Source organism: Gracilibacillus sp. YIM 98692 (assembly GCF_010993965.1).
Lineage (GTDB): Bacteria > Bacillota > Bacilli > Bacillales > Amphibacillaceae > Gracilibacillus.
In genome coordinates this window covers 1-24,165 of record NZ_WIXM01000021.1, presented here as the reverse complement: position 1 = coordinate 24,165, position 24,165 = coordinate 1, and the positions used below count along the sequence as shown (strand labels likewise).

Genomic DNA, 24,165 nt, shown 5'->3' with positions numbered 1-24,165 from the left:
TCTTTTGGTTTAGGTGCTCTGGCGACGATTATTAGGAGCAGTTGTTGAGTGTTTTTGCTCACTTTTTACTAAAAGATATTAAAAAAGGATCTAGCTTGTGGCTAGATCCTCTTTATTTGCTTCTATCCTTTGACGGAGCCTGCGAGGAGGCCGCGGACGAAGTATTTGCCTAGTAGGATATAGACGAGCAGTGTTGGCATGGCTGCGAGCAGGGCGCCTGCCATTTGGACGTTCCACTGGACGATCTGGCTTCCGGATAGGTTTTGCAGGGCGACCATGACTGGCTGAGATCCGGAGTTGGTGATCGTGACGGCGAATAGGAATTCGTTCCAGATGTTGGTGAATTGCCAGATGGCAACAACGACGAATCCGGTGATCGATAGTGGCAGGATGACTCGTCTGAAGATGCCGAGAAAGCTGGCGCCGTCGACTTGGGCTGCTTCGATCATCGAGTCTGGGATGTTCGCGTAGAAGTTACGGAACATGAGGGTGGTGATCGGCAGGCCGTAGACGACGTGGGTGAAGACGAGTCCTGCTATCGAGTTGTACAGGTTGATTTGGTTTAGAAATTGGATTAATGGGATGAGAATACTTTGGTATGGAATAAACATCCCGAATAGGATCATGGTAAAGATGATTTCAGATCCTTTGAATTTCCATTTGGATAACACGTAGCCGTTCATGGCCCCAAGTATCGCGGACAGCAGTGTTGCTGGGATGACCAGGTACAGGCTGTTCATGAAGTTGGGTGCGAGTTCGCTGAAGGCTTCGGTATAGCTTGAGAAATCGATCGCTGTTGGCAGTGCCCACATTTGCGATAAGGATACTTCGTCCAATGGTTTTAAGCTTGTGATGACGATGACATAGATGGGCAGTAAGAAAAAGATGGCGACTGCGATGGCGATCGTATATTTGATGATGGATCTTGCTATCATGAGGAAGCCCCCCTTCTGCTGTTAATTAAGTATGGCACGATGAATACGGCTACGAGTAGTAGCATGATAATCGCGATGGCTGCTCCGTTGGCGTAATAGTTGCCGCGGAAGGTGGTTTCGAACATATAGACACCTGGTACGTCGGTGACATAGTTGGCGCCTGATCCTGTCATCGCGTAGATTAGGTCAAATATTTTGAGTGAGATGTGTGCCATGATGATCACAACGCTGACGGTGATTGGTGTGAGCATTGGCAGAATCACTTTTCGATAAATCTGCAGTTCACTTGCGCCGTCAATGCGTGCTGCTTCTCTCAGCTCTTCTGGGATGCCGGTTAGGCCTGCGATATACATAGCGAGTGAGAAGCCGGTCATTTGCCAGACGGCTGCGATCACGACGGCGATCATGGCAACGGGCAGGCCGAATTCGATGCTGCCCCATTGGAATCCGAATAGGATGTTGGTGTCGGTGTACCATTTGGGTTCCCAGCCGAATATTTTTAAGAATTCGTTGAATCCGGTCGATGGGTTGAGCAGCCATTGCCATACGACCCCTGTAACGACGAATGAGAGCGCCATTGGGAATAGGAAGATGTTTCGGAATATCGATTTTCCGAGTACTTTTTGGTCGAGTAAGATGGCGAGGCTGAGCCCCATGATGATCACAAAGCCGATGAATAGGATCGTGAAAAAGACGGTGTTTCGTAGGTCGGCTTGGAATCGGTAATCGGCGAATAAATAGAGATAGTTTTTGAGTCCTGCGAATGACATGTCTGGCACGAGGGAGTTCCAGTTACTAAGAGACACCCATCCTGTCCAGCCGATGAATCCGTAGACGAATATGCAAATAAGGATGAATGATGGCGTTAAAAACAGGAGTGCCATGAGTTGGTCTTTGGTGATTCGCATGAGATTGTCCTCCCTTCAAGAGATACGGTTATGTTTGTGTTTGTACGTGTGCTTTTGCCACCGTTCGGGTTCGCTTTAGGCGGACGCTTTCCACGGGCATGGCCTCAGTCTCCTCGAGCTCATATCGCTCTGCGGGGTCTTCGGACTCATGCTTTTCCCGCAGGAGTCGCCGCCTGCCGCTCTCCCGAACTAATGAATGTTTTTACCGAAATGTTTTAGAAAACAACCTTCGACAAAGTTCGCTTTGTGATTGTGATAATCGGCAGGAATGAGTTTGGCTCGCAGGGTTTGCGAGCCAAAGTCTCTTTATTAAAGTTCTCCTGCTGCTTGTTGTAGTTTTTGGATAAATTGATCGATATTTTGTTGTGTGACGAAGATGTTTACTTCTTGGTTTGCTTTGGTGACGAAGCCTTCCGCTGCTGCTGAACCGTGTGCTAAGCTTGGTGCTAGGTTAGCAGATTGGAAGTCTTCCATTGTATCTGTTCCGTACTCGTCATATTTGGATGGGTCTGCATCCACTCGTGCTGGGATCGAACCTTTTAATGGGTTGAATGTATCTTGGCCTTCTTTTGATCCAAGTACGTTTAAAAATTCTTTGACCGCGTCTGGGTTCTCTACTCCTTTAGGCAAGCCGAATGTATCGGTGATCACCATGAAGTCTTCTGTTGTCCCTGGGAATGGGAAGTAACCGAAGTCTTCATTTGTTTCAAGATCTAAATCGTTAGAGAAGTAGCCTTTTGCCCAGTCGCCCATGTTAGTCATCGCTGCTTCACCTTCTCCGACTAGTTGGGATGCATCTTGCCAGTTACGGGATGCGTGATCTTCGTTGACATAGCCTAGGATTTGCTGGAAGTATTCTGCCGCTTCACGAACACGCTCATCGTCAAAGCCTACTTCGCCTGCCCATAGTGCTTTGTAATCGTCTGAGCCAAGGGTTGCGAGTAATAAGTTTTCAAAGATTTGTGTTGCGGTCCATGCTTCTTTGTCCCCTAAGGCTAATGGGGTAACGCCTGCTGCTTGTAGTTCGTCTAATACTTGGACGAATTCGTCTAATGTGGTTGGCTCTTCGATGTTATGTTCTTCGAAAACCGCTTTGTTGTAGAACATCACGTTTCCTCTATGGATGTTGACTGGGACAGAATAAATGTTGCCGTCTTTGCTGACTAGGTCGATGAGTTCTTCTGGGAATTTGTCGGTTAAGTCGTACTCTTCATAAAAGTCGTTGAGTGGTTCCATCATGTCTGCTGCTACCCAGCTTTCGTTAAGTTCCGCGCCGCCGTGTACTTGGAAAGTGGATGGCGGGTCATTCCCTTGCATTCTTGCTGCCAGTACGGCTTTGGCGTTGGTACCGGCACCGCCTGATACAGCTGCATTTTCTACTTCAATATCTGGGTGTTTTTCTTGGAATAAGTCAATGAGTGCGAGTAGTCCGTCTTCTTCTCCTGCACCTGTCCACCAACTGAAGATTTCGACTTTGCCGCCGCTTCCTTCTGATGCTTCTTCCCCTTCGTTTTCTGTGTTTTCTTCTTCTGTATTTTCTGTTTCGTTATCTGTTTCTGTTTCGCCTGAAGTATCGTCGTCCGATCCACATGCTGCGAGTGCAAATAGCAGGACTAACATCAGTAATGTGAGTGCTTTTTTCCACATATATATAAACCCCCTATAAATGATTACGCTTACCAGAAGCGCTTACATATATAGTAATCGCTTTCTTGTGATTTTTGGGCGGTGATTTTCTGTACAATCTTCAGATTATCTTCATTTTTTTAAGGTTGGGGTTTGTAAACAAGATTGTGATAAGAAGGTGATGGTTTTTACTTAGAGTAAGGAGAGTGCTATCATGCCAAAACATGATGACACAAACAAAGAAGAAGATATCTTAGAAGAAACAGCGCAGTATATAGATAAGGAATCAAAATGACATTTATGCTTACCCTCATGAGTTTGAAAAGGAAATAGAGGAAACACGTTGAGCAATGAAAGAGTTTATCAAGAAGCATATACAAAAATAGTCTCCTTTTTTCTGAAGGAGGCTTTTTTATTTTGAAACATTTTATGGATAGGTTACAGATAAATATTTTCTTTACGTACAAAGATAAGTAAAGGCCACCCTATCTAAGCAGATGCTTTATTAGGGTGGCCGAACCAAAAACTACTTATGAAGGATTCCCACTTTATGGGCAATCTACTTGTGACCGTTAAGGTGTGACCATCACCTTGGCGGTCATTTATACTTTATGAATTTTTTGCTTTTATTATACTCCAATATGCTAAAAAAATTTTTTCTTTCACATCGGTTGTATATTGCTAACTTACCACCATTTCCAACCAAGCATAAAGAACATAGTTACCCTATTTTATTAATTTGATATTAACTGACCAAGCTGTTGATCATATCACAAGGTTAAGTACCAAAATAAAAAAGCACTTTGTCAAAATAGTACTTAAACCACCATTAAGTACCGAAATTAATAACCACACGACCAAAAATGACACTTATAACGGTGATAAGTGCCAAAATCAAGACTAGATCTAATAAACTTGGTACTTAACAGCCGAATAAAAACGAAATCAATAAGAAATACAATGAAAATGACACTAACCGGGAGGTGACAGAGACCTTAACTAAGTCATGGGAGCAGGTATAGGATTTTATTTAAGAGTTCTTTTGGCAAAATCCATTCTGGATGGAATGTATATGTCTATTTATGGTTAAATTAAATGGCATAAAATCTTTGTTCGGAGGTTATTCGAGTGAAAGAAAAACAATTAAACCTATTGAATGAACTAACATCAAAACAGGAAGAAGCAACTCAAGCCCTTACAGAATACTGGACAGCCTATTCTAATATGGGAACATGGCAATTTTGGGCGATTCTTATAATGTTTCTTGTCATTCCCTTAATTGCACTATATTTCACGATTGATAGGAGCAAAATATTTCTCATCGGGTTTTATGGATTTAGCGTTCATCTTTGCTTTACCTATATCGACCTTATTGGCGCCAGGTTAGGAATGTGGAGCTATCCTTATATGGTCATTCCTTATACACCAGGTAATTTCTCATTTAATTCTGCATTAATTCCTGTTGTCTTTATGTTGGTTTATCAATGGACCATCAATCAAAATAAAAATTTCTATCTGTATTCCTTGCTGACATCTGCCATTCTCTCATTCGCATTGAATCCATTATTAGTTAGCCTTAATTTATTAGAATTGAATAAAGGAATTAATTATTTTCACTGGTTCTTGATCTTTATAGGAACATTTTCTCTCTCAAAATTAGTGACAAGTGTTTTTTTACTTATGAGAAAAAAGCAAAGTGAACATTCATCTAAATAATGGAAGATGGAGCTATAAATATTTTCAACTAATAACGAGGTGAGCATATGAATAATCAACACTCTTCCTGGAAGGAAACATTAAATATTCGCGAAACATTCCGTGAAGAATACTTGTCCTATTGGATAAACGATAATTTTCTTTCTTTAGGTTGGTGGATTATATTATTGTTTAATGTTGTGTTAATCTACGCAGCTTGGAAATTATTAGACAGAACACGTTTGTTTGAAATTTTGACTATAGGCGGTTTAACCATCACTTTTAGTACATTTATAGACACAGTTACGGTTCAATATGGTTTAACTGCGTATCCAATCAGTTTAACGCCACTTTCACCATCTTTCTTTACATCAACATATACGACACTTCCCATTATTTATATGTTGGTCTATCAATATTTCACAACTTGGAAGTCATATATTGTTGCAAATGTTGTAGTCGCGGTAGTCTTAGCTTTTGTGATTGAAAATTTACTGCATTGGTTAAACATTTATGAATATATTCAATGGAACTCCTTTTATTCTTTCATTATTTATATAGCGCTTGGAGTAATGATGAAGGGGATATTGGGTATGCTTCTTAAGGCTGATAAACACTGAAGTTCATTTTTTCTTAATTTTTTTCTAACATAAAGCTCCCGTATAAAATCACCAAGGGTTACATATTCAAATACAGAAAATATATGGAACATAATGGAAGAAGCAACCAATCAATAAAGAAGGGTACTTATCATTCTTATTGAAGAAAAGGACTTAAATTCCCTGTTCATGTGTTTTCAATTAACTGATCAAGCTTTTGATCATATCACAAGGTTAAGTGCCATAAAGAAAAACTTGGCTTATCGCCAAGTCTGAATGGCGAAAGCCTTAGTTTTACTTATACTATCAACCTTAAAACATTTATAAATTCTGATAGTGTAAAGAAAACTCGTCAATTGACGAGCCTTTGGTGAAGTCAGAGACGTAGTTGCCCTTATCTATATTCCTAAAATTGTCCACTACGTCGAAATTGCTTCCTTGCTAACAATTTATGCTTTCCTATACGGAAATAAAAAAGTACTTGGTCCAAATAGTACTTAAACCACCATTAAGTACCGAAATTAATAACCACACGACCAAAAATGACACTTATAACGGTGATAAGTGCCAAAATCAAGACTAGATCTAATAAACTGGGTACTTAACAGCTGAATAAAAACGAAATCAATAAGAAATACAATGAAAATGACACTTATCACCAGTTACCCCTAAAAAGTTATCTATTAAGTTAAGAAAATACAAACCATTTATGTTACAAAGTTCTAAAAATCGATTTATAAATCACGTCTTCTGCATTCCTGCCAAATAGTGAAAAAGTGTATTTACTCATTTAACCGGGAAGTGACAGGGACTTTAATTCAAGTTGGAATCTATCAAAACGAATTCCCTTCATTTCGCGCTACAAAACGCTTATAAAAGAACTTGTCGAACGGCACGAATTATTTCATATAATGACTTGTTAGGACGGAAAAGACCTAAAAAATAGAAGTTCCCTCTAGATGGTCCTGTCCATTTGTAAATGCAATAAATCTATTGTAAATCCTGCTCTCATTAGCAAACCTAATCCAAGCAATCCGTTAATGTCGTCATAACCAAAATCATTAAAATCTATCTCAATTTCATCAACAGTAAAACCGCTGATTTGAATTTGATCCACTTGTTTTCTAAAGGCATGTTCTTTGCCACCAACACCAAAATAGGTGACAATTCTATCATGTAAATCAACCTGTAGACCAATATCTTCAACAACATTTTGACTTATAAGAGTTCTAGCAGCTCCTGTATCTAGCACCATATTCTCAATCACTTTACTTTTTCCGTTAAATACCAAGGTTATATCTACTAAAAGCAATCCTTATCTATGCCTGATTTTCATTATAGTCGAATCTCCTTAAACCTACATCTTGGCGAACTTCAAGCACAATATTTTCATGAACCGTATGATACACCAACTCATCACCTTTTGATCTTAACAATTCCTTTGTTGCTAGTTTATCAGATATAGGTTTTATAACCGCAATATCTTCAATAAATTCTTGATCATTTTCAATATGAGACGATAACACTTTTAATTTGACAAATTGACTTGGGTACAATTGTCTAACCTCAGACCACTTCATACCTTTCACCGCCCCTTCTTTTATATCCTTATTATATCATTGTTCTTTACTTCTACCATATAATTACGCACAAATATAAGTAAAGGCCACCCTATCTAATTAGGGTGACCGTACCAAAAACTACTTATGAAGGATTCCCACTTTATGGGCAATCTACTTGTGACCGTTAAGATGTGACCATCACCTTAGCGGTCATTTATATTTTATGAATTTTTTGCTTTTATTATACTCCAATTTGCTGAAAAAATAATTTGTTTTATTCTCTTTCACATCGTATGTAAATTGCTAATCTGTTTCTGACACTGCATATAACTTGGAAGGGTGCGTATTTCTGTGTATGGCATGATTGCGCTTCTTTTCTTTATGGGATTTTTGCAATTTTAGTTAATTACATCAAAAATTTGCAATTTCTCCAGTTTCCTGCTATGATTAAGAAGAATTATTTTTGTTCGGTGGAAAGAATAGTATGAATATGTACTTTTCGTCTTGATGATACTTTGGGCAAGGATAGTAATACAATGTGTGGTAACGCACAAGGAGGCAACAAAAATGGAAAATGGTACAGTTAAATGGTTTAACGCAGACAAAGGTTTTGGATTTATCGAAGTAGAAGGGCAAGACGATGTATTCGTACACTTCTCTGCTATTCAAGGCGAAGGATTTAAAACACTTGAAGAAGGTCAAGGCGTTTCTTTCGATATCGAAGAAGGTAACCGTGGACCACAAGCAGCTAACGTTCAAAAAGCTGTTTAATCTTAAATCGTTTATACAAACAGGCTCTTTATATGGGGCCTGTTTTTTTATGCTCTCTGTATTTACAATTAAGAGGAAGGTTTTTTGGCACAAGCAAAAAACCTCACCATATTATTCTTTCAAGTTTGCTGTTGATAATATCACAAGGTTAAGTACCAAAGTAAAAATGTACTTTGTCAAAATAGTACTTAAACCACCATTAAGTACCAAAATGAATAACCATACGACCAAAAATGGCACTTATAACGGTGATAAGTGCCAAAATCAAGACTAGAACTAATAAGCTTGGTACTTAACAGCTGAATAAATACCAAATCAATAAGAAATACAATGAAAATGACACTTATCGTTTTATCCAGTTACTCTTTATCTATTGAGTTATGCGAATACAAACCATTTATGTTACAAAGTTCTAAAAATCGATTTATAAATCCAGTCTTCTACTATCCTGTCAGTTACTTTAAGTTCATTAATTTACAATCTTACATACATTTTACAGAGATTCCTCTGTAAGACTTCCGCATTTAAGTATACCTAAAAACGGGAAGTGACAGGGACCTTAACTATAGGTTAATTTATGTCATTTGAAATTTCGGTGAAAATCGGAAACGTATTTTGCTAAATCTCCTATATATAATATAGGAAACCTTCTATGATGAATCAAATATCTATAGACAGGTTTCCTGTTTAAATTTTAGGTACTCACTAGGTGAGGTGTATCTTTATTGTGGTAAAAATGATTCGCTTTAGGATTTTCAAGACAGTAGCCTACAAGGATCAGCAATCACCCTCACTATAAATTTACATTCAGCTGTATTACCCGAAGCATCTGTTGCAGTACACGTAACAAGTGTCTCTCCTATAGGAAAAAAAGAACCGGAGGCTGGTGTACAAGAGAAGGTAACTCCAGGACAGTTGTCGGTTACCGTAGGACTCGCATAATTGACAATGGCACCATTTCTTCTTGGATCACTTCTAACCGTAATGTTGTCAGGACAGGTAATCGTGGGCGGTTCATTATCAAGGACGGTAATAAAGAAAGAACAAGATTGATTTCCTTCTGTACAAATCACTTCAGTGGTTCCTACTTGAAAAAATGCCCCAGAAGCCGGCGTACAAATAGCACCAAGTGGAGAAGAAAAGCTGACTATCGCTCCACATTGACCATCATCATTGTTCACCGTGATATCATCTGGACAAATGAGACCGATTTTTGTGACAAAGGCATCCCCGCCACCTCCTCCAAATGTGGATTGAAAAGCATTCACAGTGGGAAAAGGAACACCTACCGAGAAATTGTTCGCAGTCTGGAAGGAGCCATCCCCATTCCCTTGCAAGATCGAAACACTACTTGAACCTAGATTGACTACTGCGAGATCAAGGTTCAAGTCACTGTTGAAATCCTCTGTCGTGATGGCAACCGGGATATCTCCAACCCCAAAGTTCATGGCAGCCTGGAAGGTGCCGTCTCCGTTCCCCAACAAGACTGATACATTCTCGGTAAATTGATTGGTTACCGCTAGATCAAGGTTTCCGTTACCATTAAAGTCCCCTGTCGTAATGCCTCTTGGACCACTCCCTACTCCGAAGTTCATAGGGGCCTGGAAGGTGCCGTCCCCGTTCCCTAGCAAGATCGAGACATTATTGGAGCTTTGATTAGTTACTGCGAGGTCGAGGACCCCGTTACCGTTAAAGTCCCCTGTCGTAATGCCTCTTGGACCACTCCCTACTCCGAAGTTCATAGGGGCCTGGAAGGTGCCGTCCCCGTTCCCTAGCAAGATCGAGACATTATTGGAGCTTTGATTGGCCACCGCGAGATCAAGGACCCCGTTACCGTTGAAGTCCCCTGTCGTAATGCCTCTTGGACCACTCCCTACTCCGAAGTTCATAGGGGCCTGGAAGGTGCCGTCTCCATTTCCCAACAAGATCGAGACATCATCAGAACCTTGATTAGCCACCGCGAGATCAAGGTTTCCGTTACCGTTAAAGTCCTCTGCCGTGATACCTGTTGGTGAACTGCCCACTCCAAAATTCATGGCAGCCTGGAAGGTACCGTCCCCGTTCCCTAACAAGATCGACACATTATCAGAAAATTGATTGGTCACCGCAAGATCAAGGTTTCCGTTACCGTTAAAGTCCCCCGTTGTGATACCTGTTGGCTCATTCCCTACCCCGAAATTCATGGCAGCCTGGAAGGTGCCGTCCCCATTTCCCAACAAGATCGAGACATCATCCGTTTCTTGATTAACTACCGCAAGATCGAGAATCTCATCATTGTTAAAGTCCCCTATCGTGAGGTCAATTGGTCGAGCTCTCGGCGAGTCAGTACCACCAGTAACATAGGCGTTTCCAAGGGCATCCACTACAATACCTCTACCATTATCTAACCCTCCGCCTCCTAGGTAGGAGGAGTAGATGAGAGAAGATCCATCCGGACTCAGCTTCGTCACAAATGCATCATTAAGTCCTGCAAGTGCTGGTTGGAAAGGATTCTCCGTCGGAAAATCGGTTGAGCTGGTTAACCCCGTTACGTAGGTATTTCCCTCAGCATCCACCGCAATAGAATTTCCTCTTTCACCACCGGATCCCCCTAGATAAGTGGAATATATAAGCGCAGAGCCTGCAGAGTTAAGCTTCGTGACAAAGGCGTCACTACCACTAAGAGAAGTATCAAAGGCGCCAGGAGTCGTGGGGAAATTTGGAGAGTTAGTAAACCCTGTGACATAGGCGTTACCGTCACTATCTAAAGCAATACCATTACCTTCATCTAATTCAGTTCCCCCTAAGAACGTGGAATAGACTAGCGCAGAGCCTGCAGGGTTAAGCTTCGTGACAAAGGCATCGAAACTCCCATTAAATGTGGTATCAAAGGCACCCGGAGTCGTGGGGAAATTTGGAGAGGTAGTTTCACCAGTGACATAAGCATTTCCTGCCGCATCAACAGCAATACCATTACCTTCATCACCTCCCGTTCCACCTAAGTACGTGGAGTAAACGAGGGCTGAGCCTGTTGGATTAAACTTTGTGACAAAGGCGTCAAAAACAGAACCCCCATAAACGGTCTGAAAAGCGCCAAGAGTCGTGGGGAACATATTTGAGGGTGTAACTCCTGCAACATAGGCATTACCTATGGGATCTACATCTATAGAAGTGCCCCTTTCAGCAAGTCCAAAACTTCCTCCTCCCCCTAGATAAGTAGAATAAACAAGCATGGATCCTGTAGAATTAAGCTTCGTAACAAAAGCGTTACTACTCCCGCTAAGCGAAGTATCAAATGCTCCGGGTGTCGTGGGGAAATTCGATGAAGTAGTACCTCCTGTGACATAGGCGTTCCCCAGGGTATCTACCGCAATACCTGCGCCAGAGTCACTATTGGTCCCACCAAGATAGGTGGAATAGATAAGAGTGGTTCCATCTTGACTAAATTTTGTGACAAATGCATCAGAACTTCCATTGAGTGAAATATCAAAGGAGCCGGGGGTTGTGGGGAAATTCAACGAGCTGGTACTCCCTGTGACATAGGCGTTCCCCAGGGCATCTACTGCAATACTTGCGCCAGAGTCTCCACTGGTTCCGCCAAGATAGGTGGAATAAATAAGACCGGGGTCAATGATGAGTGGATAGCGAGAATCATAATCATTCGCTATCTTAAAATGAATCACATCTTCCCCTTTACCATTCTGCAACAGTTGAAAGGAACTCTCCAAATATACCTGTTGCCCATCCTTTTCCTGATAACTAACCGGCCGTTCATCACGCATCTGCCCGAGGAGAGTATCAATCAACAAATTTCCTTCCTCGTCTAAATCTATATTTTTTGCCCCGTCATAAGTAAATTGAATATCTTCCACTTTCGCACCAGAATGCACCACAAACTCATACTTGATTTGGCCATTTTCCCCTCGAAATACGAGATCAATCCCCGGCCACAGGTCAGGATAGACTACTTTATCAAAGACAGAAATATTCGTATGCCATTTTGAAGGATCATTTCCTTTGAAATAGTTAACTTTACCAGACATTTCTCCCCTTCCTTCAGGTTTGACTCCTTTATTTGCATGAAGGAAGCGAAAATCTATACGAAATACTTGAACTTCTTTGGCTGGCTCTTCCAAATTACATTTATCTTCACGACTCTGACCTTCTTCTCTAGTACGTGGGGGAGTCTCCAAAAACAAAAAGCGGATCTCTTCAGTTGTGAAATAGACCGCACATCCAGATCCTTGCATATAATAATAAATAAACTCATCTTCCATCCGGCCAATATTCGGCACAAAATAAGTGGGTATCCGTTCAAATGTATCTACGGTCAACTTTTGGCTTTCATCTGTATTCGACATACATCCATATCCCTTTCTTACAGTATTTACTTTAAGATATGTATTGCTCCTTCAATCAGGTAGGGCTGCTAGTCTATAAGAGAATAGTTCCAAACCTTTCATTTGCTTAGAAAAAGCAATAGCCCCAATGATATATCTAATCATAACGGGTTAAACGGCAAAGCCTTAGCATTTAGAAATGATAGTTGTTTTAAGTTCAGCAATTCCTAATCTTTTTAGGTGATTATCATAACCAATACATAGACAACAGCATAAAATAAGGGAGAGAGAAAAAATTCAAAGGATGTCTTTTGTATGCATTTCTATGATATGAAAGGAAAACAGGAAACAATTTGTATCAAGGTTCCAAAAGTCTATGATTGGGTGGTTCAATCAGTTGAAATTCCAGATCAAAGTTTTGTTGGATTTTCTGGTTTAGAAACGCTCGATCTTAATTGTGATCAAGTAAATGAGCAAGTTCCAGGTGGTCAAGTAACGGCGGAATGTTTCCTAACAGATGAAACTGGTAACCATATTGATCAATTACCCTCAGAATCGATCGTATGTTCAGAAATGACATCATTTGATGGACGTGAAGATATAAATGTGAGGCTTTCGACAGGAGAAACGATTACACTGCAAAAAGTCAGCGTATTAAAAAAGGGATTTTTTGTCGTTCGAATTACAAACGCTCGAGGGGAATCTTGCACATCAGTACCACAACCATTTACCGTTGCAGAAACGTTTTTCCTTTGTGCTCCGGCAGGCACTTTTATACAATGTGAAATCACCGACTTTGAGTGTAACGCAGATATTACATGCACCTTAGATAATGAAGGAGAGCAAACATTCCAACAAGTTGATGTTTCCATTAACATCTGTCAAAGTGTCCAAGTCAAAAGCATCGTAACAATAGAGATACCAGCAGACATGTGTCAACCACGTTCAGACTTAATCACCGATAATCGTTGTCCACAGGATAATTTACCACCTCAATGTCCGGTCATATTCCCAGGTTAAAAATTATGCGTTTTGTAATCAATATTCTAAAAAATTTAAAGGAAACCATCTGTGATGGATTAAAAATATCATCTATAGACAGGTTTCCTGTTTTAATTTTTATTTCAAGACAGCAACCGACAAGGATCAGCAACCACCCTCACTATAAATGTACATTCCGCTGTAAAACCCCCAACATTCGTAGCAGTACATGTGACCGTTGTTTCCCCTATCGGAAAAAAAGAGCCTGATGCCGGTTCACAGGAAAAGGTCACTCCCGGAAAGTCGTCCGATACTATAGGGTCCGGATAGTGGACAATCGCACCATTTTTTCGAGGATCATTTCTAACAGTGATATTGTCAGGACAAGTGATGGAAGGATTCGGGTTCTCCCGGCAACACGGATGGTTGGAAGGAACTAGTGAAGTTTCAATCGTTGAAGTTAGATTATATTCATTCGAAAACGGTCCACCAGCGCCTGGAGATAAATCAGCAAAACCATGAGCCCTTACGTCAAAATTAATTGGCTCAATGCCATTGCCAGTAGATTCATCTGCTACTAACTGAACCTGTACTAAACAACACTTAGATTCTACAAGATCTTCATCACCGGACCCGAAGCACTCAACAAAAAAATCACTAAATGAAAGAAAAATTAGTTTTCCATCTGGTGAAATAGCACCATTGACTGAGCCGCTTGGGCATCCAGTTTGGCAATCAGGGGTTCCAGTAGCCTCAAAACCTGTTATCCTTGCTGGACCATTGACCTCCCCTGTTAAATCATCTACAGTTATTAATCCAAAGCTCCCTGGTGAACAGCATACTTGGATCTTGATAAATATATCTAAAGTGAACGTTTCACCCGGACAAATAATTTTTGGGACCGTGAGAACGTTCTCGACTTTTGTACAGTTGTTTTCGAAGATTAATGCTTCACGATTCTGCACTTCTTCAGAACAAATGGAGGATTGGCTCAAAAAAACACATCCTTTTATAAAATGAATATTTTGTAAGAGTTAGGTACATGTGTTGAATGATCAAGTCTACTGTTCGATTTTTATATTGCCTATCTCATTATTTGGAATGAAAACTTTTCTTTATTTTATTCAATGAAATGTTATTCGGTATAGACTAATGCTAAATAGCTCGTCAGAATCAATCGTGAAAATAATATTATCAAGCTAATGAAGGGACCATTTATTAACCTAAGATCAAATAGCTCATTTTACATGGTATCTATAAGTTGGAATGGAACTTTATTAAACAACTTATAATGAAAAATTAAGCCTTCAACTCTTCTTTCACTTTAGCACAAAAAGCGACTGTTCCAACTGAACAATCGCCCCCTTTTACTGGTTAAGTACCAAAATAAAAAAGTACTTTGTCAAGATAGTACTTAAACCACCATTAAGTACCAAAATGAATAACCATACGACCAAAAATGGCACTTATAACGGTGATAAGTGCCAAAATCAAGACTAGATCTCATAAACTTGGTACTTAACAGCTGAATAAATACCAAATCAATAAGAAATACAATAAAAATGACACTTATCGTTTTATCCAGTTACTCCTAGTGATCTATTTAGTTAAGCGAATAACTATCATCCTCAGATATAGCTGCAATCGGTTCGTTTTTCACATCATCGTATCCTATCATGCGTAGCTATTGATAGAGATTGGGAAGAAAAGTATATATAAAGCAATTCTTTATACGAAATGACGCCAATATAGAAAAAGTGGTTGTCCCAACACCTGCGCTTGGGGCACCCACTTTTTTCTCAGATTTATACAGTTATGTTTTAAAAAATAATCTTCTTTATTCCGGTTCGCTTGCATCATACTCATCATAAACGAGTCGCGTGACTTTTGTAGATTCGCCTTTACGAACCTCATCATTTGTTGCATCTTCTCCATAGGAATCTTCTTCATTAACCGTCGGGGCCACATTCTTTTCTGTTAAAGCTCGCCTTTTTTTATCCATCTACATTAGCTCCCTCCAAGATGTATTGATGTGGTAGAAGGTATTAAAAGAGCAGTTGTCATTTGTATCTAAGCTTGTATACTCATAACCGCATCTTTCTTCTTCAACCATGTTATTAGCCTTTTCAGCAGAAAAAACCATTTTTTAATATATACATTTCCAGTTCTTTTACTCATTCTTTAAGGAATTTGTGTTTTTAACAGCAAGTGGTTTTAAAGAAGTGCATCAAGGTAAGATAAGTGAAAGGAATTGCCACATCAACAACACCTTGTTCAACCAACACTAACAGATGTTTGAGCAGAAACAGCAAATACAGTATAAGAAAGACCTGAGCTGACTTGAGATATGTTTATAAAAAAGAAACCTGGTGATCAATGTAACATGTATATTTAGTTTTCACCTGGTAAAAGAACAGCTAAAATAAAAACATCATTTTCATTTAACTTCTTTTTTGAAAGTGATTTTAATAAACCCGTGGTAGATATTCCATGTCCATGTTCATACTGTTCCTGACTTTCTTTTAACATCCGTTTAAGTTCAGGATTCTCTTCAGCTTCAAATTTTATTGATTGATCATCTTCTTCTTGAAGAACTAGTGTAAACTTCCCTTTTCCTGGTATTGAAAACTGAAATACGGGAATTGTCACTATTCATATTCGAAATATATTTCATAAGCTCTTCGGAAGTAAATTTATTTCGGTTAGTATAAAAAACAACACCTATACTTGTAGGAAATTCCACAATCGTATTAGATACACAAATAAAAATAGCATATATAATTTATTTACCTATCGGAACACTGAAATATAAAACGAAAAATAAAATGATAGGAATAGAGGTGAGTAAAGCTATGATCGGTTTTTTGTAATGCAGCCTAAGCATTGGAAACATTATGGAATTAAATAATATGGACCATCCCATTGACCAACCATTGTGATGAGAAACTAAGTCTAAATATTGTACATTTATATATTCAATTACTGAATATATAGTAACCCAAAATATAACCCAAATAAAACTGTTAAAATGTTTCTTCGGGAATTTTCCCAGGTAAATCAAAACAGTTGCTGGGTAGGTAACAAACATGATTAATAACGAAATAACCGTATGGTTGGACAAAAGACTTTCTGCAAATATACTCTCTTTATACTTCCACATTTTCAAGTCATAACAAAGAAAGTTATAAAGCAAGTCTCCAAACCATAAAAATAAAATGGTCGAATGGTACTTCCACCAGTTCTTCCAGTCACCCCATATTATTCCCGCACCTAGAAACAAACTATTTAGAATGAAATGCATGAAATCAACTCCGTGTTTATCTGATTCCTATTTTATACAAATATCGGAAATACATTTATCCGTTTTTCATTCTCTTAGTAAATTATAGTAGGGAAAATGAATATATTTTTGTGCACATTTTGACAGAGGAGCCAAAAACCCTGACACATCAGCGTGTCAGGGTTTTATTATCAATCAACCGAACTTTTAACCTATGCTTTATACTTGTAAGATAAGTTATGACTTTTTAACGTTTCGTCTTTGCCGAATAAGAAGTGTTTTTCCATGTCAGGTGAATACTTAGAGTTGATGGTTTCACGTCCAACTGTTTCGGCTACTTCCCGTAACATGCTTGGTGATGCTCCACAGCATAAGCCGAAATAATTAACTCCACTATCAAATGCTTTTTTCGCCCAGTTTGCTATTTCATAACGATTGCAATATAGCGGGTCTAATGAAGTAGGGAATGTTGTTTCAGTTGGTAAGTGACAAGAGCAACCGCCATCAGGTAAATTGAAAAACGTTGGGTGATCATCCGTTGTACGGTATGGAACAGGAAGTGCTGCCACATATCCTTTACATGCTTCTCGAATGTTGTCAACATATGGTTGCATAGTATCAGGACCGCGGAAGCAGTTCATCCCTACTACTAGGGCACCATGTTCTTCAAGTAAGCGACAAGATTCTTCTACTGAATAACCGTCACGTAATTCGTTTTCTCCCATAACCCCTAATGTGATAACTGCAGGCAAGTCTTGCTTTGAAATTTCTTCTAACGCAATTTTAGCTTCTTCATAATAATAAAATGTTTCTCCATTAACAAAATCTACGCCTTCTTCTTTACACCATTTAATCATTTCAGCAAACATATTGCGAACAGTCTCTTTGGATTCATCATCCTCTGGGTCAAATAAATTGGTGTTGGAGATATTTCCTGCAACAAGTGCTTCCTCAGTTGGGTGTTCTACCGCTACTTCTTTAGCCAACCGAATAGCTTGGCGGTTTAAAGGTTCAAGAAGATCCTCTTTCCCTATGATACGCATTTTTTCACGATGAGCATTATAAGTGAAGGCTAGCACAACATCTGATCCCGCATTCATATAGTCACGGTATGTCTGCTTCAAAGCTTGAGGATTTTCAAGTGCTACTTCCGGTACAAAAGATCCTGCTTGTAAGTACCCTCTTCGTTCCAATTCAAATAAATAACCTTCTCCACATATTACTGGTCCATCTTGTAAACGTTCTTCTAATGTTCGTTTCACTAACGTTCATCCTTCCTAATATATTTTCTTATTATTTTTCAAGAGGATCAAAAAACAAAAAAACCCTCTTCACTAAGAAGAGGGTTTATATACCGAACTAAATCCTCCTCTTATCTTTCAGACAATAACTGTCTGTAGGATGTAGCACCTTTTCAAACCACTGTTTGAAAGGTTGCCGGGCTTCACAGGGCCTAGTCCCTCAGCCACTCATGATAAGAGTTATGAAATTTAATAAAAATTATAAGATACAATATAGCAATGGTCAATTGTTTTTTTTACTTTTTTGAAAATTTTATTGCTGAAGATGTTATGAAATAACCAGCAGGGGAATGACTCTTGCATAAAATCTATTAGTTTCGCAGTTTATAAATTTACCAGTTGTTCACGGGTTGCAATAGCCATTTATTGTCTCCAACTGAACCAGTTGTTGCTGAAGTAATCACACCAATAATGCTAAGTTTAGATATGATTGTCATAAAACCTCCAAAGGTCTGAGTTACTCCATTTTTTCATCATCTTTTTTTGAATTGTAGTACTCATCCATTATTCTCTTTCCGATATTATGATGCGGAGCTCCTGTCTTTAATCCGTTTTTTGGTACAACTACAGCAAAGGCAATTTCAGGGTTGTTGTAAGGCGAATATCCGACTAGTATTAAATTTTCTGTTTCAGCTTCTAACTGTCCATCTTTATAAATATTGTTCTGTGCTGTACCAGTTTTCCCAGCCATTTTATATTCACTTGCTTTTGCTCCCCATTGATAAGATGCTGTGCCTTTACTATAAACATCTATAAATCCTTGCTGTACTCGCTCAATAAATTTGTCATTCATTGATATCTTATTCATGACATTAGCATTGAAACTTTTTATTACAGCTCCTAAATGTTTTTGTTCGGGTTTGCGACTTTCCTTTACTAAACGAGGGCGAATACGATATCCATCGTTCGCAATGGTTGATACATATTGCGCCAACTGTAATGTTGTATAGGTGTCGTACTGACCTATTGCAAAGTCCAATAAATTACCAGGTTGTGGATTTCGACCTACTACACCAGTACTTTCGTATGGTAAATCAATTCCCGTTTCAATGCCTAAACCAAATTGATTAAAATAATTTCGCATCGTTTGAAAACCTTCATAATTGAAATTAGCTAATGGTTCACCGTACTGGTACGTAGCTCCAGCTATATCGAGTGCAATATGAAACATATAAACGTTAGATGATTTTTCTAACGCTTGACGATCATTTATAATACCAATATCGTTCGTATGTGAACTTTTTTCTGGTGTGCTTGCAATCTTAACTGGAGTATCATGTATTGTAGTACCAATATTAATCACTCCAGAATCTAATCCCGCTAACACAGTTGCTCCCTTAATAGCTGAACCAGGTTGATACTGATCGTATATAACTCTAAATGATTCGTCTGAATATTCATTGCTTTCATGATCATAATGCACACCTGACATGGCTAAAATTTCACCTGTTTTAGGTTTTAACATGATCACAAGTGCATCCTCTAAATATTTATTTTTAACTGGGTAAGCTTCAATTGCCGACTTTAACTCTTCTTGAACAATTTGATCAACCTGTTTCTGTAATTCCAAATCTATTGTTAACACAAGATCATTTCCACGTTTTCCTTCAACAATAGTTTCCATTCCGATAACTGAACCAGATTGGTCAACCGTATATTTTACTTTTTCTTTTCTTCCTCGAAGTTCTTCTTCATATTCTTCCTCTAAGCCACTTATTCCCACACGATCGTTAAGATTATACCCATGTGTTAAGTAATAGTCTCTATTTTCATCTGGAATACTATCAATTCTACCTATAAAGTTTTGAAAAGTACCATCGTTAACAGCTTTTCTCTTCCAATCCATGGCAGCATCAATGCCTGGAAGCTCACTCATATGACTAGCTACTTTAGCATACTCCTCAACCGTTACATTTTCATTTTTTATAATATGTGGTGACAATTCATGTGCCTGATCTAATTCTTTTTTAATTGCTACAATATTTAATAATTTCTTATCGCTCCAGTCGAATTCATTGTAATCATCTGGTTTTATTCTATCTAACATGGTTTGATATTGCTCAGCATTATCCAAGTCCTCTTTCTCTTTATCAGAAAGTCGTTTAGCTGCTTCTTCTGAATGAAATAAATACCAATACTCTTTCTTGTCTCTTTCATTTATTATCCTCTTTAGTTCCTCTGAATTTTCTTCCATTTCAATAAAATTTGCGAGTTTTTCGGCAATCTCTAATCGTTTTTTTGCCGAATCTCCATATTTAGGTGGCGTATAAGTTATGGAACGAACTGCTTGATTTTCAAGAATAACTCTACCAAATCGATCATACATAGTGCCTCTGGGAACAGACAACTCCGTATTAGTATCAATTGTTTCATCTATTTCTTTTTGTGCTTCTTCTCCGTTTAATATTTGTATAACACCTAATTGTAAAATTAAGAATGAAAATAAAATAAAAATCAAAACAAATAATATATTTAATCGAAAAGAGATTTGTGATTTTCTTTTTTTGTATTTTTTCATTACTTGTTTTTTATATCTCATTTTTATTCCCCCTTATTACTTGGACCTATTCGAACAAAATCAATACCCTATTTCAATATATGCTGTTATTGTATAATCCTGCCTCTAAGCACATTTTTTCTGATTTTTTTATAAAGAAAATCTGGCTATCCGCGCTGACCATTTATACTGTAAAAAAAAGACGATCAATTTAATGATCGCCTTGTTTAACTCTTGCCACCTATTACTTTAACAATGGCAATTGTTTTATTTACTTTGGAAAATTCGATTCTTTTGATACTTTCTTGTACATTCTTAGAAGCACAAACGTTCCAGGAAGATTTAATAGTAAGGCTATAAGAGATAAATACCACCAAATATCCATAGGTCTAAACACATTTAGTATAAGAATAAAATTCACACTAATATTCATTATGAAATAAGGATAAAGTTGTTTTTCACTCATTGCCCCCCCCTATTCTACTTAAAACGTTTTACCAACCTAATATATAACAGGACTTGTCGCGCCCACCCATTAGTTTATCGAAGAATAGCAACCGTTAATGCAACAACTCAAGCTAAGCTGTTAGCCTATAATTTAATCTCAGAAACAAATAACTAATTGGAATAAATAAAATTGAACCAATGAATGAAAATGATAAAAACCATTTAAAACCTTCTAAAGAGGATACAGTCCAGTACATTTGTTCATTGAAAATATCATCTAAAAATATAGATAAAAGCAGGGATGAAAAAGAAACAAAAAAACCTAACAAAATACTATATATCACAATTATAAAACTACCTTTTTTGGAATTTAATTTCCTCAAAATAATAAATGCAATAATAGAAGGTACAAAAGAAATAATGAGAAAAAAGGTAAATGAAATCCAATTGGAAAACATTAAGTTACCTACAAAAGATATAACCAAAGATATGGAAACAGAATAAAACGCTCCTAATAATATTGATTTTGTATTATTGCTCAATTGCTCTCCCTCCTCACCGCTTAAAATTTCACCATAAAAATACAGTTGCTTGTTGCACATTACTGCCCTTTAGCATAATTACATTTATTCAATAAAGAAGGGGACTTATCCCTCGTGTTGAAGAAAGGGACTTAAATTCCCTGTCAATGTGCTTTCTATTAACTGACCAGGCTGTTGATCATATCACAAGGTTAAGTGACAAAATAAAAAAGTATTTTGTCAAAATAGTACTTAAACCACCATTAAGTACCAAAATGAATCACCACACGACCAAAAATGACACTTATAACGGTGATAAGTGCCAAAATCAAGACTAGATCTAATAAACTTGGTACTTAACAGCTGAATAAATACCAAATCAATAAGACATACAATGAAAATGACACTTATAGTTTTTATCCAGTTACCTTTAAAAAAGTTATCTATTTAGTTAAGCGAATAAAAACCATTTACTTAGTGTTTTCACCTTCAATGGTGTAGCTAACAACAAAGTAGTTTTCTTCGCTCTCCATTTCGTCAATAAATTCTATTGTAAAAGATTTGTTCCCTACTTTTTCTTCAATCACATCATAAACAGCATTTTCCAATTTGTCTTCTTTCAAATATAGAAAAACCGATGCTATTAAAACAATAAAACATAGTGTTATTCCTATCCAATCTATTACTCTTGTTTTCATATTCTTGTTATACCACATTATTTTAATTATAGATGTTATCAATGAAAATATTAAAACAGGTATAAATATAACAAATAGTGAAATTCGAAAGACGGTTGATACATATGTAACTACAAACCCAAAGAGTAGCATAAGAACAAACTTTTCAAGTCTATATTTATTTTCGTTAAATAGGAACTCTATTATATTAGTCTTAAACAAAATCCCACTCCCTCCCTTTATTTTATTAAACTGCTTCTTTAGCCAAATAAAAGCTGCCACATCGACAACTCCTTTTTCAACACTTGCCACCATTAATATAAGTACAATGGTTTATAATATTAGGCATACCTTAATCCTCTTTGTTATTTAATAACTCTTCCATCTTCTTTTCTAATTCTTCAATTCTGGATTCTTGCTTTATAAAAACTGTTATAAACACTGCTAATACGAATGAAATAAAAATAATTAAAGCCCAAATATTTTCTGTAATAAGACCGAGGAAGAAGAATGCACATTACTGCCCAATAGCCAAATAGCGACTGCTGCTTGTTCAGCAATCGCACCCTATAGCACAATAAGAAAATACCTTAATTACTATCTATATCTTTTTCTATTCTGGTTTATGTAGCCCAATACATTGGGTACGATAAAATTATTATTACTACCGACAATGCTAATTCATGAGCACATAGTGTTACTAATTTAACTTTATTAGATAAAGTAAAGCTCTTAACAGTAGTTAAAAAATCATACAAATAAAATCCTACGGCTAATATAAGAATTATATAGATGTAAGAAAATCCACTTAGTACAAACCAATCTAGCCGTGTGTTAAAGTCTTTTTGATAAAAAATCCAACCAATTAATTCTACTAAAAAGGAACATAATGTGAAAATTATAGCTCTTGCAATAATCAATCTTTTAATACTTCCAAACATAATTGAATTCTGAAACAAAAATTTCTTTGTAAAAAGATAGATTAATCCAAAATACATTGTATAAATTAAGAGGTGAGTTACTGTGAAAATCCCAAACCATATAGAACCAAGTATAATTAATAATAACGTCCATTCCCCAATCATAACTCTTACTCCTTTATATGTTATATCATTTTCCCTGTATTAGAATTTCTTACTTCATGGAACCAGACCCTTTACAAAAAAGATCAGTAGCAATTGATTTGCACCAATTTATCTCTCGCTCGGTTATTTCTTCTTATGTATCTAAATCACTCCAAGTCCAATTTGACCAATGAGTATTAGGCTTATTCAGCTTTATGTAAGAGATATCATTATTTTCAATAGCATTGGATAATTGTTGAAAGAAAGGGGAATCACTTGGCACCTGACCTTGGCTAATGTCTGGATGTTCCCACTCTTTTATTTGAAAAAACATTGGCATTTTGTTTTGTATCCCTACTTCCATTAACAGTTCCTGAGTGGACAGCCATAATTTTTCACTGTATTGTGAACTTAGGAAGCGAATTAGTTTTGTTAAACTGAATGGCTCCATTTCAATACCATATTTTTTATAATCCTCTTTTGTGGGGGAAATCTCTATTTGTTCTTGTTGAATATTTAACTTTAAACGCAATGGATTTAACACCAATTTTCCATCATCATCGTACCACCACTCATCATTATCTAAAGAAACCAAATTATCTACACTTATAATAATGCCGTTTTGTTTTATACAGTTACCATAGGCATAAATGACATTCTCTATGGCATCATTTCTAGCCCCTACCATTTCTATGATAATTAACCATTCTGCTTGTTTCTTGAATACAGTAAGTCTGCATTGTGCCAAATCGAAGTTATAATTATCTAATACAGGAAACTCAAACTCTGACGCATAATTGTCTAACATTTGTAAAATTTTTTTAGACTCCATATAATCATCCCTTTAATTTTTAAATCGTTTATTGCTTTTATGATAGTTCTATTTTTCACCTACCCTTCTTGAAGAAAACTGCTTCGTTAGTACAATAACTTTTATCTCAATAATATTTTAACATAAAATTCCAACAGACCTTTTAAATTT

The 24,165-nt window shown here is 37.4% G+C and carries 20 protein-coding genes and 1 riboswitch; of the genes, 5 read left to right on the top strand and 15 right to left on the bottom strand.

Going from position 1 to position 24,165, the window contains the following annotated elements; translation table 11 throughout:
- Positions 1–122: 122 nt before the first annotated feature.
- The 3 genes from GHD00_RS15020 to GHD00_RS15010 all read right to left on the bottom strand — a co-directional run bounded on the left by GHD00_RS15020 (position 123) and on the right by GHD00_RS15010 (position 3,490).
- Entirely contained in the window at positions 123–935 is an 813-nt protein-coding gene (locus GHD00_RS15020; RefSeq protein ID WP_163538977.1) for a carbohydrate ABC transporter permease, read from the bottom strand.
- Positions 932–1,843, bottom strand: coding sequence for a carbohydrate ABC transporter permease (locus tag GHD00_RS15015; RefSeq protein ID WP_163538976.1), 912 nt, complete (start codon positions 1,841–1,843; stop codon positions 932–934). Before GHD00_RS15015 ends, GHD00_RS15020 begins: the two co-directional genes overlap by 4 nt.
- A gap of 309 nt (positions 1,844–2,152) precedes the next feature.
- Positions 2,153–3,490 (bottom strand): ABC transporter substrate-binding protein, encoded by a 1,338-nt coding sequence (locus GHD00_RS15010; RefSeq protein ID WP_163538975.1) that lies wholly within the window; start codon positions 3,488–3,490, stop codon positions 2,153–2,155.
- 1,107 nt (positions 3,491–4,597) lie between these two features.
- On the opposite strand from GHD00_RS15010, the gene GHD00_RS15005 reads away from it, so the two are divergent.
- Both GHD00_RS15005 and GHD00_RS15000 read left to right on the top strand, forming a co-directional pair.
- Entirely contained in the window at positions 4,598–5,185 is a 588-nt protein-coding gene (locus GHD00_RS15005) for a CBO0543 family protein (RefSeq protein ID WP_163538974.1), read from the top strand.
- Positions 5,186–5,232: 47 nt separating this feature from the next.
- A complete protein-coding gene (locus tag GHD00_RS15000) occupies positions 5,233–5,784 on the top strand; it encodes a CBO0543 family protein (RefSeq protein WP_163538973.1) in 552 nt (183 codons plus the stop codon).
- A 934-nt stretch (positions 5,785–6,718) separates the two neighbouring features.
- Here GHD00_RS15000 and GHD00_RS14995 read toward each other — a convergent pair.
- Together GHD00_RS14995 and GHD00_RS14990 are read right to left on the bottom strand one after the other, a co-directional pair.
- On the bottom strand, positions 6,719–7,054 hold the full coding sequence (locus tag GHD00_RS14995; RefSeq protein ID WP_346427657.1) for a retropepsin-like aspartic protease: 336 nt from the start codon (positions 7,052–7,054) through the stop codon (positions 6,719–6,721).
- Between the two features lie 28 nt (positions 7,055–7,082).
- Positions 7,083–7,343, bottom strand: coding sequence for a hypothetical protein (locus GHD00_RS14990; protein ID WP_163538972.1), 261 nt, complete (start codon positions 7,341–7,343; stop codon positions 7,083–7,085).
- A 549-nt stretch (positions 7,344–7,892) separates the two neighbouring features.
- Here GHD00_RS14990 and GHD00_RS14985 point away from each other — a divergent pair.
- Complete coding sequence (locus tag GHD00_RS14985) at positions 7,893–8,096, top strand: cold-shock protein (RefSeq protein WP_163538971.1); 204 nt, start codon at positions 7,893–7,895, stop codon at positions 8,094–8,096.
- A gap of 755 nt (positions 8,097–8,851) precedes the next feature.
- On the opposite strand, the gene GHD00_RS14980 is transcribed toward GHD00_RS14985, so the two are convergent.
- Complete coding sequence (locus GHD00_RS14980) at positions 8,852–12,436, bottom strand: DUF7948 domain-containing protein (protein ID WP_163538970.1); 3,585 nt, start codon at positions 12,434–12,436, stop codon at positions 8,852–8,854.
- A gap of 294 nt (positions 12,437–12,730) precedes the next feature.
- On the opposite strand from GHD00_RS14980, the gene GHD00_RS14975 reads away from it, so the two are divergent.
- Positions 12,731–13,435 carry a BMQ_0737 family morphogenetic spore coat protein gene (locus GHD00_RS14975; protein WP_163538969.1) on the top strand — a complete coding sequence of 235 codons (705 nt, stop codon included), beginning with the start codon at positions 12,731–12,733 and terminating at the stop codon, positions 13,433–13,435.
- A 104-nt stretch (positions 13,436–13,539) separates the two neighbouring features.
- Here the strand turns inward: GHD00_RS14975 and GHD00_RS20955 are convergent, their stop codons facing one another.
- The 6 genes from GHD00_RS20955 to GHD00_RS14945 form a co-directional block, all read right to left on the bottom strand.
- A complete protein-coding gene (locus tag GHD00_RS20955) occupies positions 13,540–14,391 on the bottom strand; it encodes an HYR domain-containing protein (RefSeq protein ID WP_205600776.1) in 852 nt (283 codons plus the stop codon).
- A gap of 842 nt (positions 14,392–15,233) precedes the next feature.
- Positions 15,234–15,398 carry a hypothetical protein gene (locus GHD00_RS14965; RefSeq protein WP_163538968.1) on the bottom strand — a complete coding sequence of 55 codons (165 nt, stop codon included), beginning with the start codon at positions 15,396–15,398 and terminating at the stop codon, positions 15,234–15,236.
- A gap of 389 nt (positions 15,399–15,787) precedes the next feature.
- Entirely contained in the window at positions 15,788–16,045 is a 258-nt protein-coding gene (locus GHD00_RS14960) for a hypothetical protein (RefSeq protein WP_346427656.1), read from the bottom strand.
- A gap of 133 nt (positions 16,046–16,178) precedes the next feature.
- Positions 16,179–16,697 (bottom strand): CBO0543 family protein, encoded by a 519-nt coding sequence (locus tag GHD00_RS20950; RefSeq protein WP_205600775.1) that lies wholly within the window; start codon positions 16,695–16,697, stop codon positions 16,179–16,181.
- A 191-nt stretch (positions 16,698–16,888) separates the two neighbouring features.
- Positions 16,889–17,938, bottom strand: coding sequence for a homocysteine S-methyltransferase family protein (locus GHD00_RS14955; RefSeq protein ID WP_163538967.1), 1,050 nt, complete (start codon positions 17,936–17,938; stop codon positions 16,889–16,891).
- A gap of 107 nt (positions 17,939–18,045) precedes the next feature.
- A riboswitch (SAM riboswitch) is annotated at positions 18,046–18,157 on the bottom strand.
- Between the two features lie 277 nt (positions 18,158–18,434).
- Positions 18,435–20,516, bottom strand: a complete 2,082-nt coding sequence (locus tag GHD00_RS14945) for a peptidoglycan D,D-transpeptidase FtsI family protein (RefSeq protein WP_240468720.1) — start codon at positions 20,514–20,516, stop codon at positions 18,435–18,437.
- Between the two features lie 603 nt (positions 20,517–21,119).
- Here GHD00_RS14945 and GHD00_RS14940 point away from each other — a divergent pair.
- On the top strand, positions 21,120–21,425 hold the full coding sequence (locus tag GHD00_RS14940; protein ID WP_163538966.1) for a hypothetical protein: 306 nt from the start codon (positions 21,120–21,122) through the stop codon (positions 21,423–21,425).
- A gap of 487 nt (positions 21,426–21,912) precedes the next feature.
- Here the strand turns inward: GHD00_RS14940 and GHD00_RS14935 are convergent, their stop codons facing one another.
- The 3 genes from GHD00_RS14935 to GHD00_RS14925 form a co-directional block, all read right to left on the bottom strand.
- Positions 21,913–22,401, bottom strand: a complete 489-nt coding sequence (locus GHD00_RS14935; RefSeq protein ID WP_163538965.1) for a hypothetical protein — start codon at positions 22,399–22,401, stop codon at positions 21,913–21,915.
- Positions 22,402–22,742: 341 nt separating this feature from the next.
- Positions 22,743–23,204, bottom strand: a complete 462-nt coding sequence (locus GHD00_RS14930) for a hypothetical protein (protein ID WP_163538964.1) — start codon at positions 23,202–23,204, stop codon at positions 22,743–22,745.
- 133 nt (positions 23,205–23,337) lie between these two features.
- Positions 23,338–24,015: a DUF7003 family protein gene (locus GHD00_RS14925; protein ID WP_163538963.1), complete on the bottom strand. Its 678-nt coding sequence runs from the start codon at positions 24,013–24,015 to the stop codon at positions 23,338–23,340.
- Between the last annotated feature and the right edge of the window lie 150 nt (positions 24,016–24,165).

Bases quoted from the DNA above. Each gene is read 5' to 3' on its own strand.
- GHD00_RS14990 (WP_163538972.1), bottom strand. From the start codon at position 7,343: ATGAAGTGGTCTGAGGTTAGACAATTGTACCCAAGTCAATTTGTCAAA.
- GHD00_RS15010 (WP_163538975.1), bottom strand. From the start codon at position 3,490: ATGTGGAAAAAAGCACTCACATTACTGATGTTAGTCCTGCTATTTGCA.
- GHD00_RS20950 (WP_205600775.1), bottom strand. From the start codon at position 16,697: ATGCATTTCATTCTAAATAGTTTGTTTCTAGGTGCGGGAATAATATGG.
- GHD00_RS14925 (WP_163538963.1), bottom strand. From the start codon at position 24,015: ATGGAGTCTAAAAAAATTTTACAAATGTTAGACAATTATGCGTCAGAG.
- GHD00_RS14975 (WP_163538969.1), top strand. From the start codon at position 12,731: ATGCATTTCTATGATATGAAAGGAAAACAGGAAACAATTTGTATCAAG.
- GHD00_RS15015 (WP_163538976.1), bottom strand. From the start codon at position 1,843: ATGCGAATCACCAAAGACCAACTCATGGCACTCCTGTTTTTAACGCCA.
- GHD00_RS15020 (WP_163538977.1), bottom strand. From the start codon at position 935: ATGATAGCAAGATCCATCATCAAATATACGATCGCCATCGCAGTCGCC.
- GHD00_RS14965 (WP_163538968.1), bottom strand. From the start codon at position 15,398: ATGGATAAAAAAAGGCGAGCTTTAACAGAAAAGAATGTGGCCCCGACG.
- GHD00_RS14980 (WP_163538970.1), bottom strand. From the start codon at position 12,436: ATGTCGAATACAGATGAAAGCCAAAAGTTGACCGTAGATACATTTGAA.
- GHD00_RS14985 (WP_163538971.1), top strand. From the start codon at position 7,893: ATGGAAAATGGTACAGTTAAATGGTTTAACGCAGACAAAGGTTTTGGA.
- GHD00_RS14930 (WP_163538964.1), bottom strand. From the start codon at position 23,204: ATGATTGGGGAATGGACGTTATTATTAATTATACTTGGTTCTATATGG.
- GHD00_RS14945 (WP_240468720.1), bottom strand. From the start codon at position 20,516: ATGAGATATAAAAAACAAGTAATGAAAAAATACAAAAAAAGAAAATCA.
- GHD00_RS14940 (WP_163538966.1), top strand. From the start codon at position 21,120: ATGAATGAAAATGATAAAAACCATTTAAAACCTTCTAAAGAGGATACA.
- GHD00_RS15000 (WP_163538973.1), top strand. From the start codon at position 5,233: ATGAATAATCAACACTCTTCCTGGAAGGAAACATTAAATATTCGCGAA.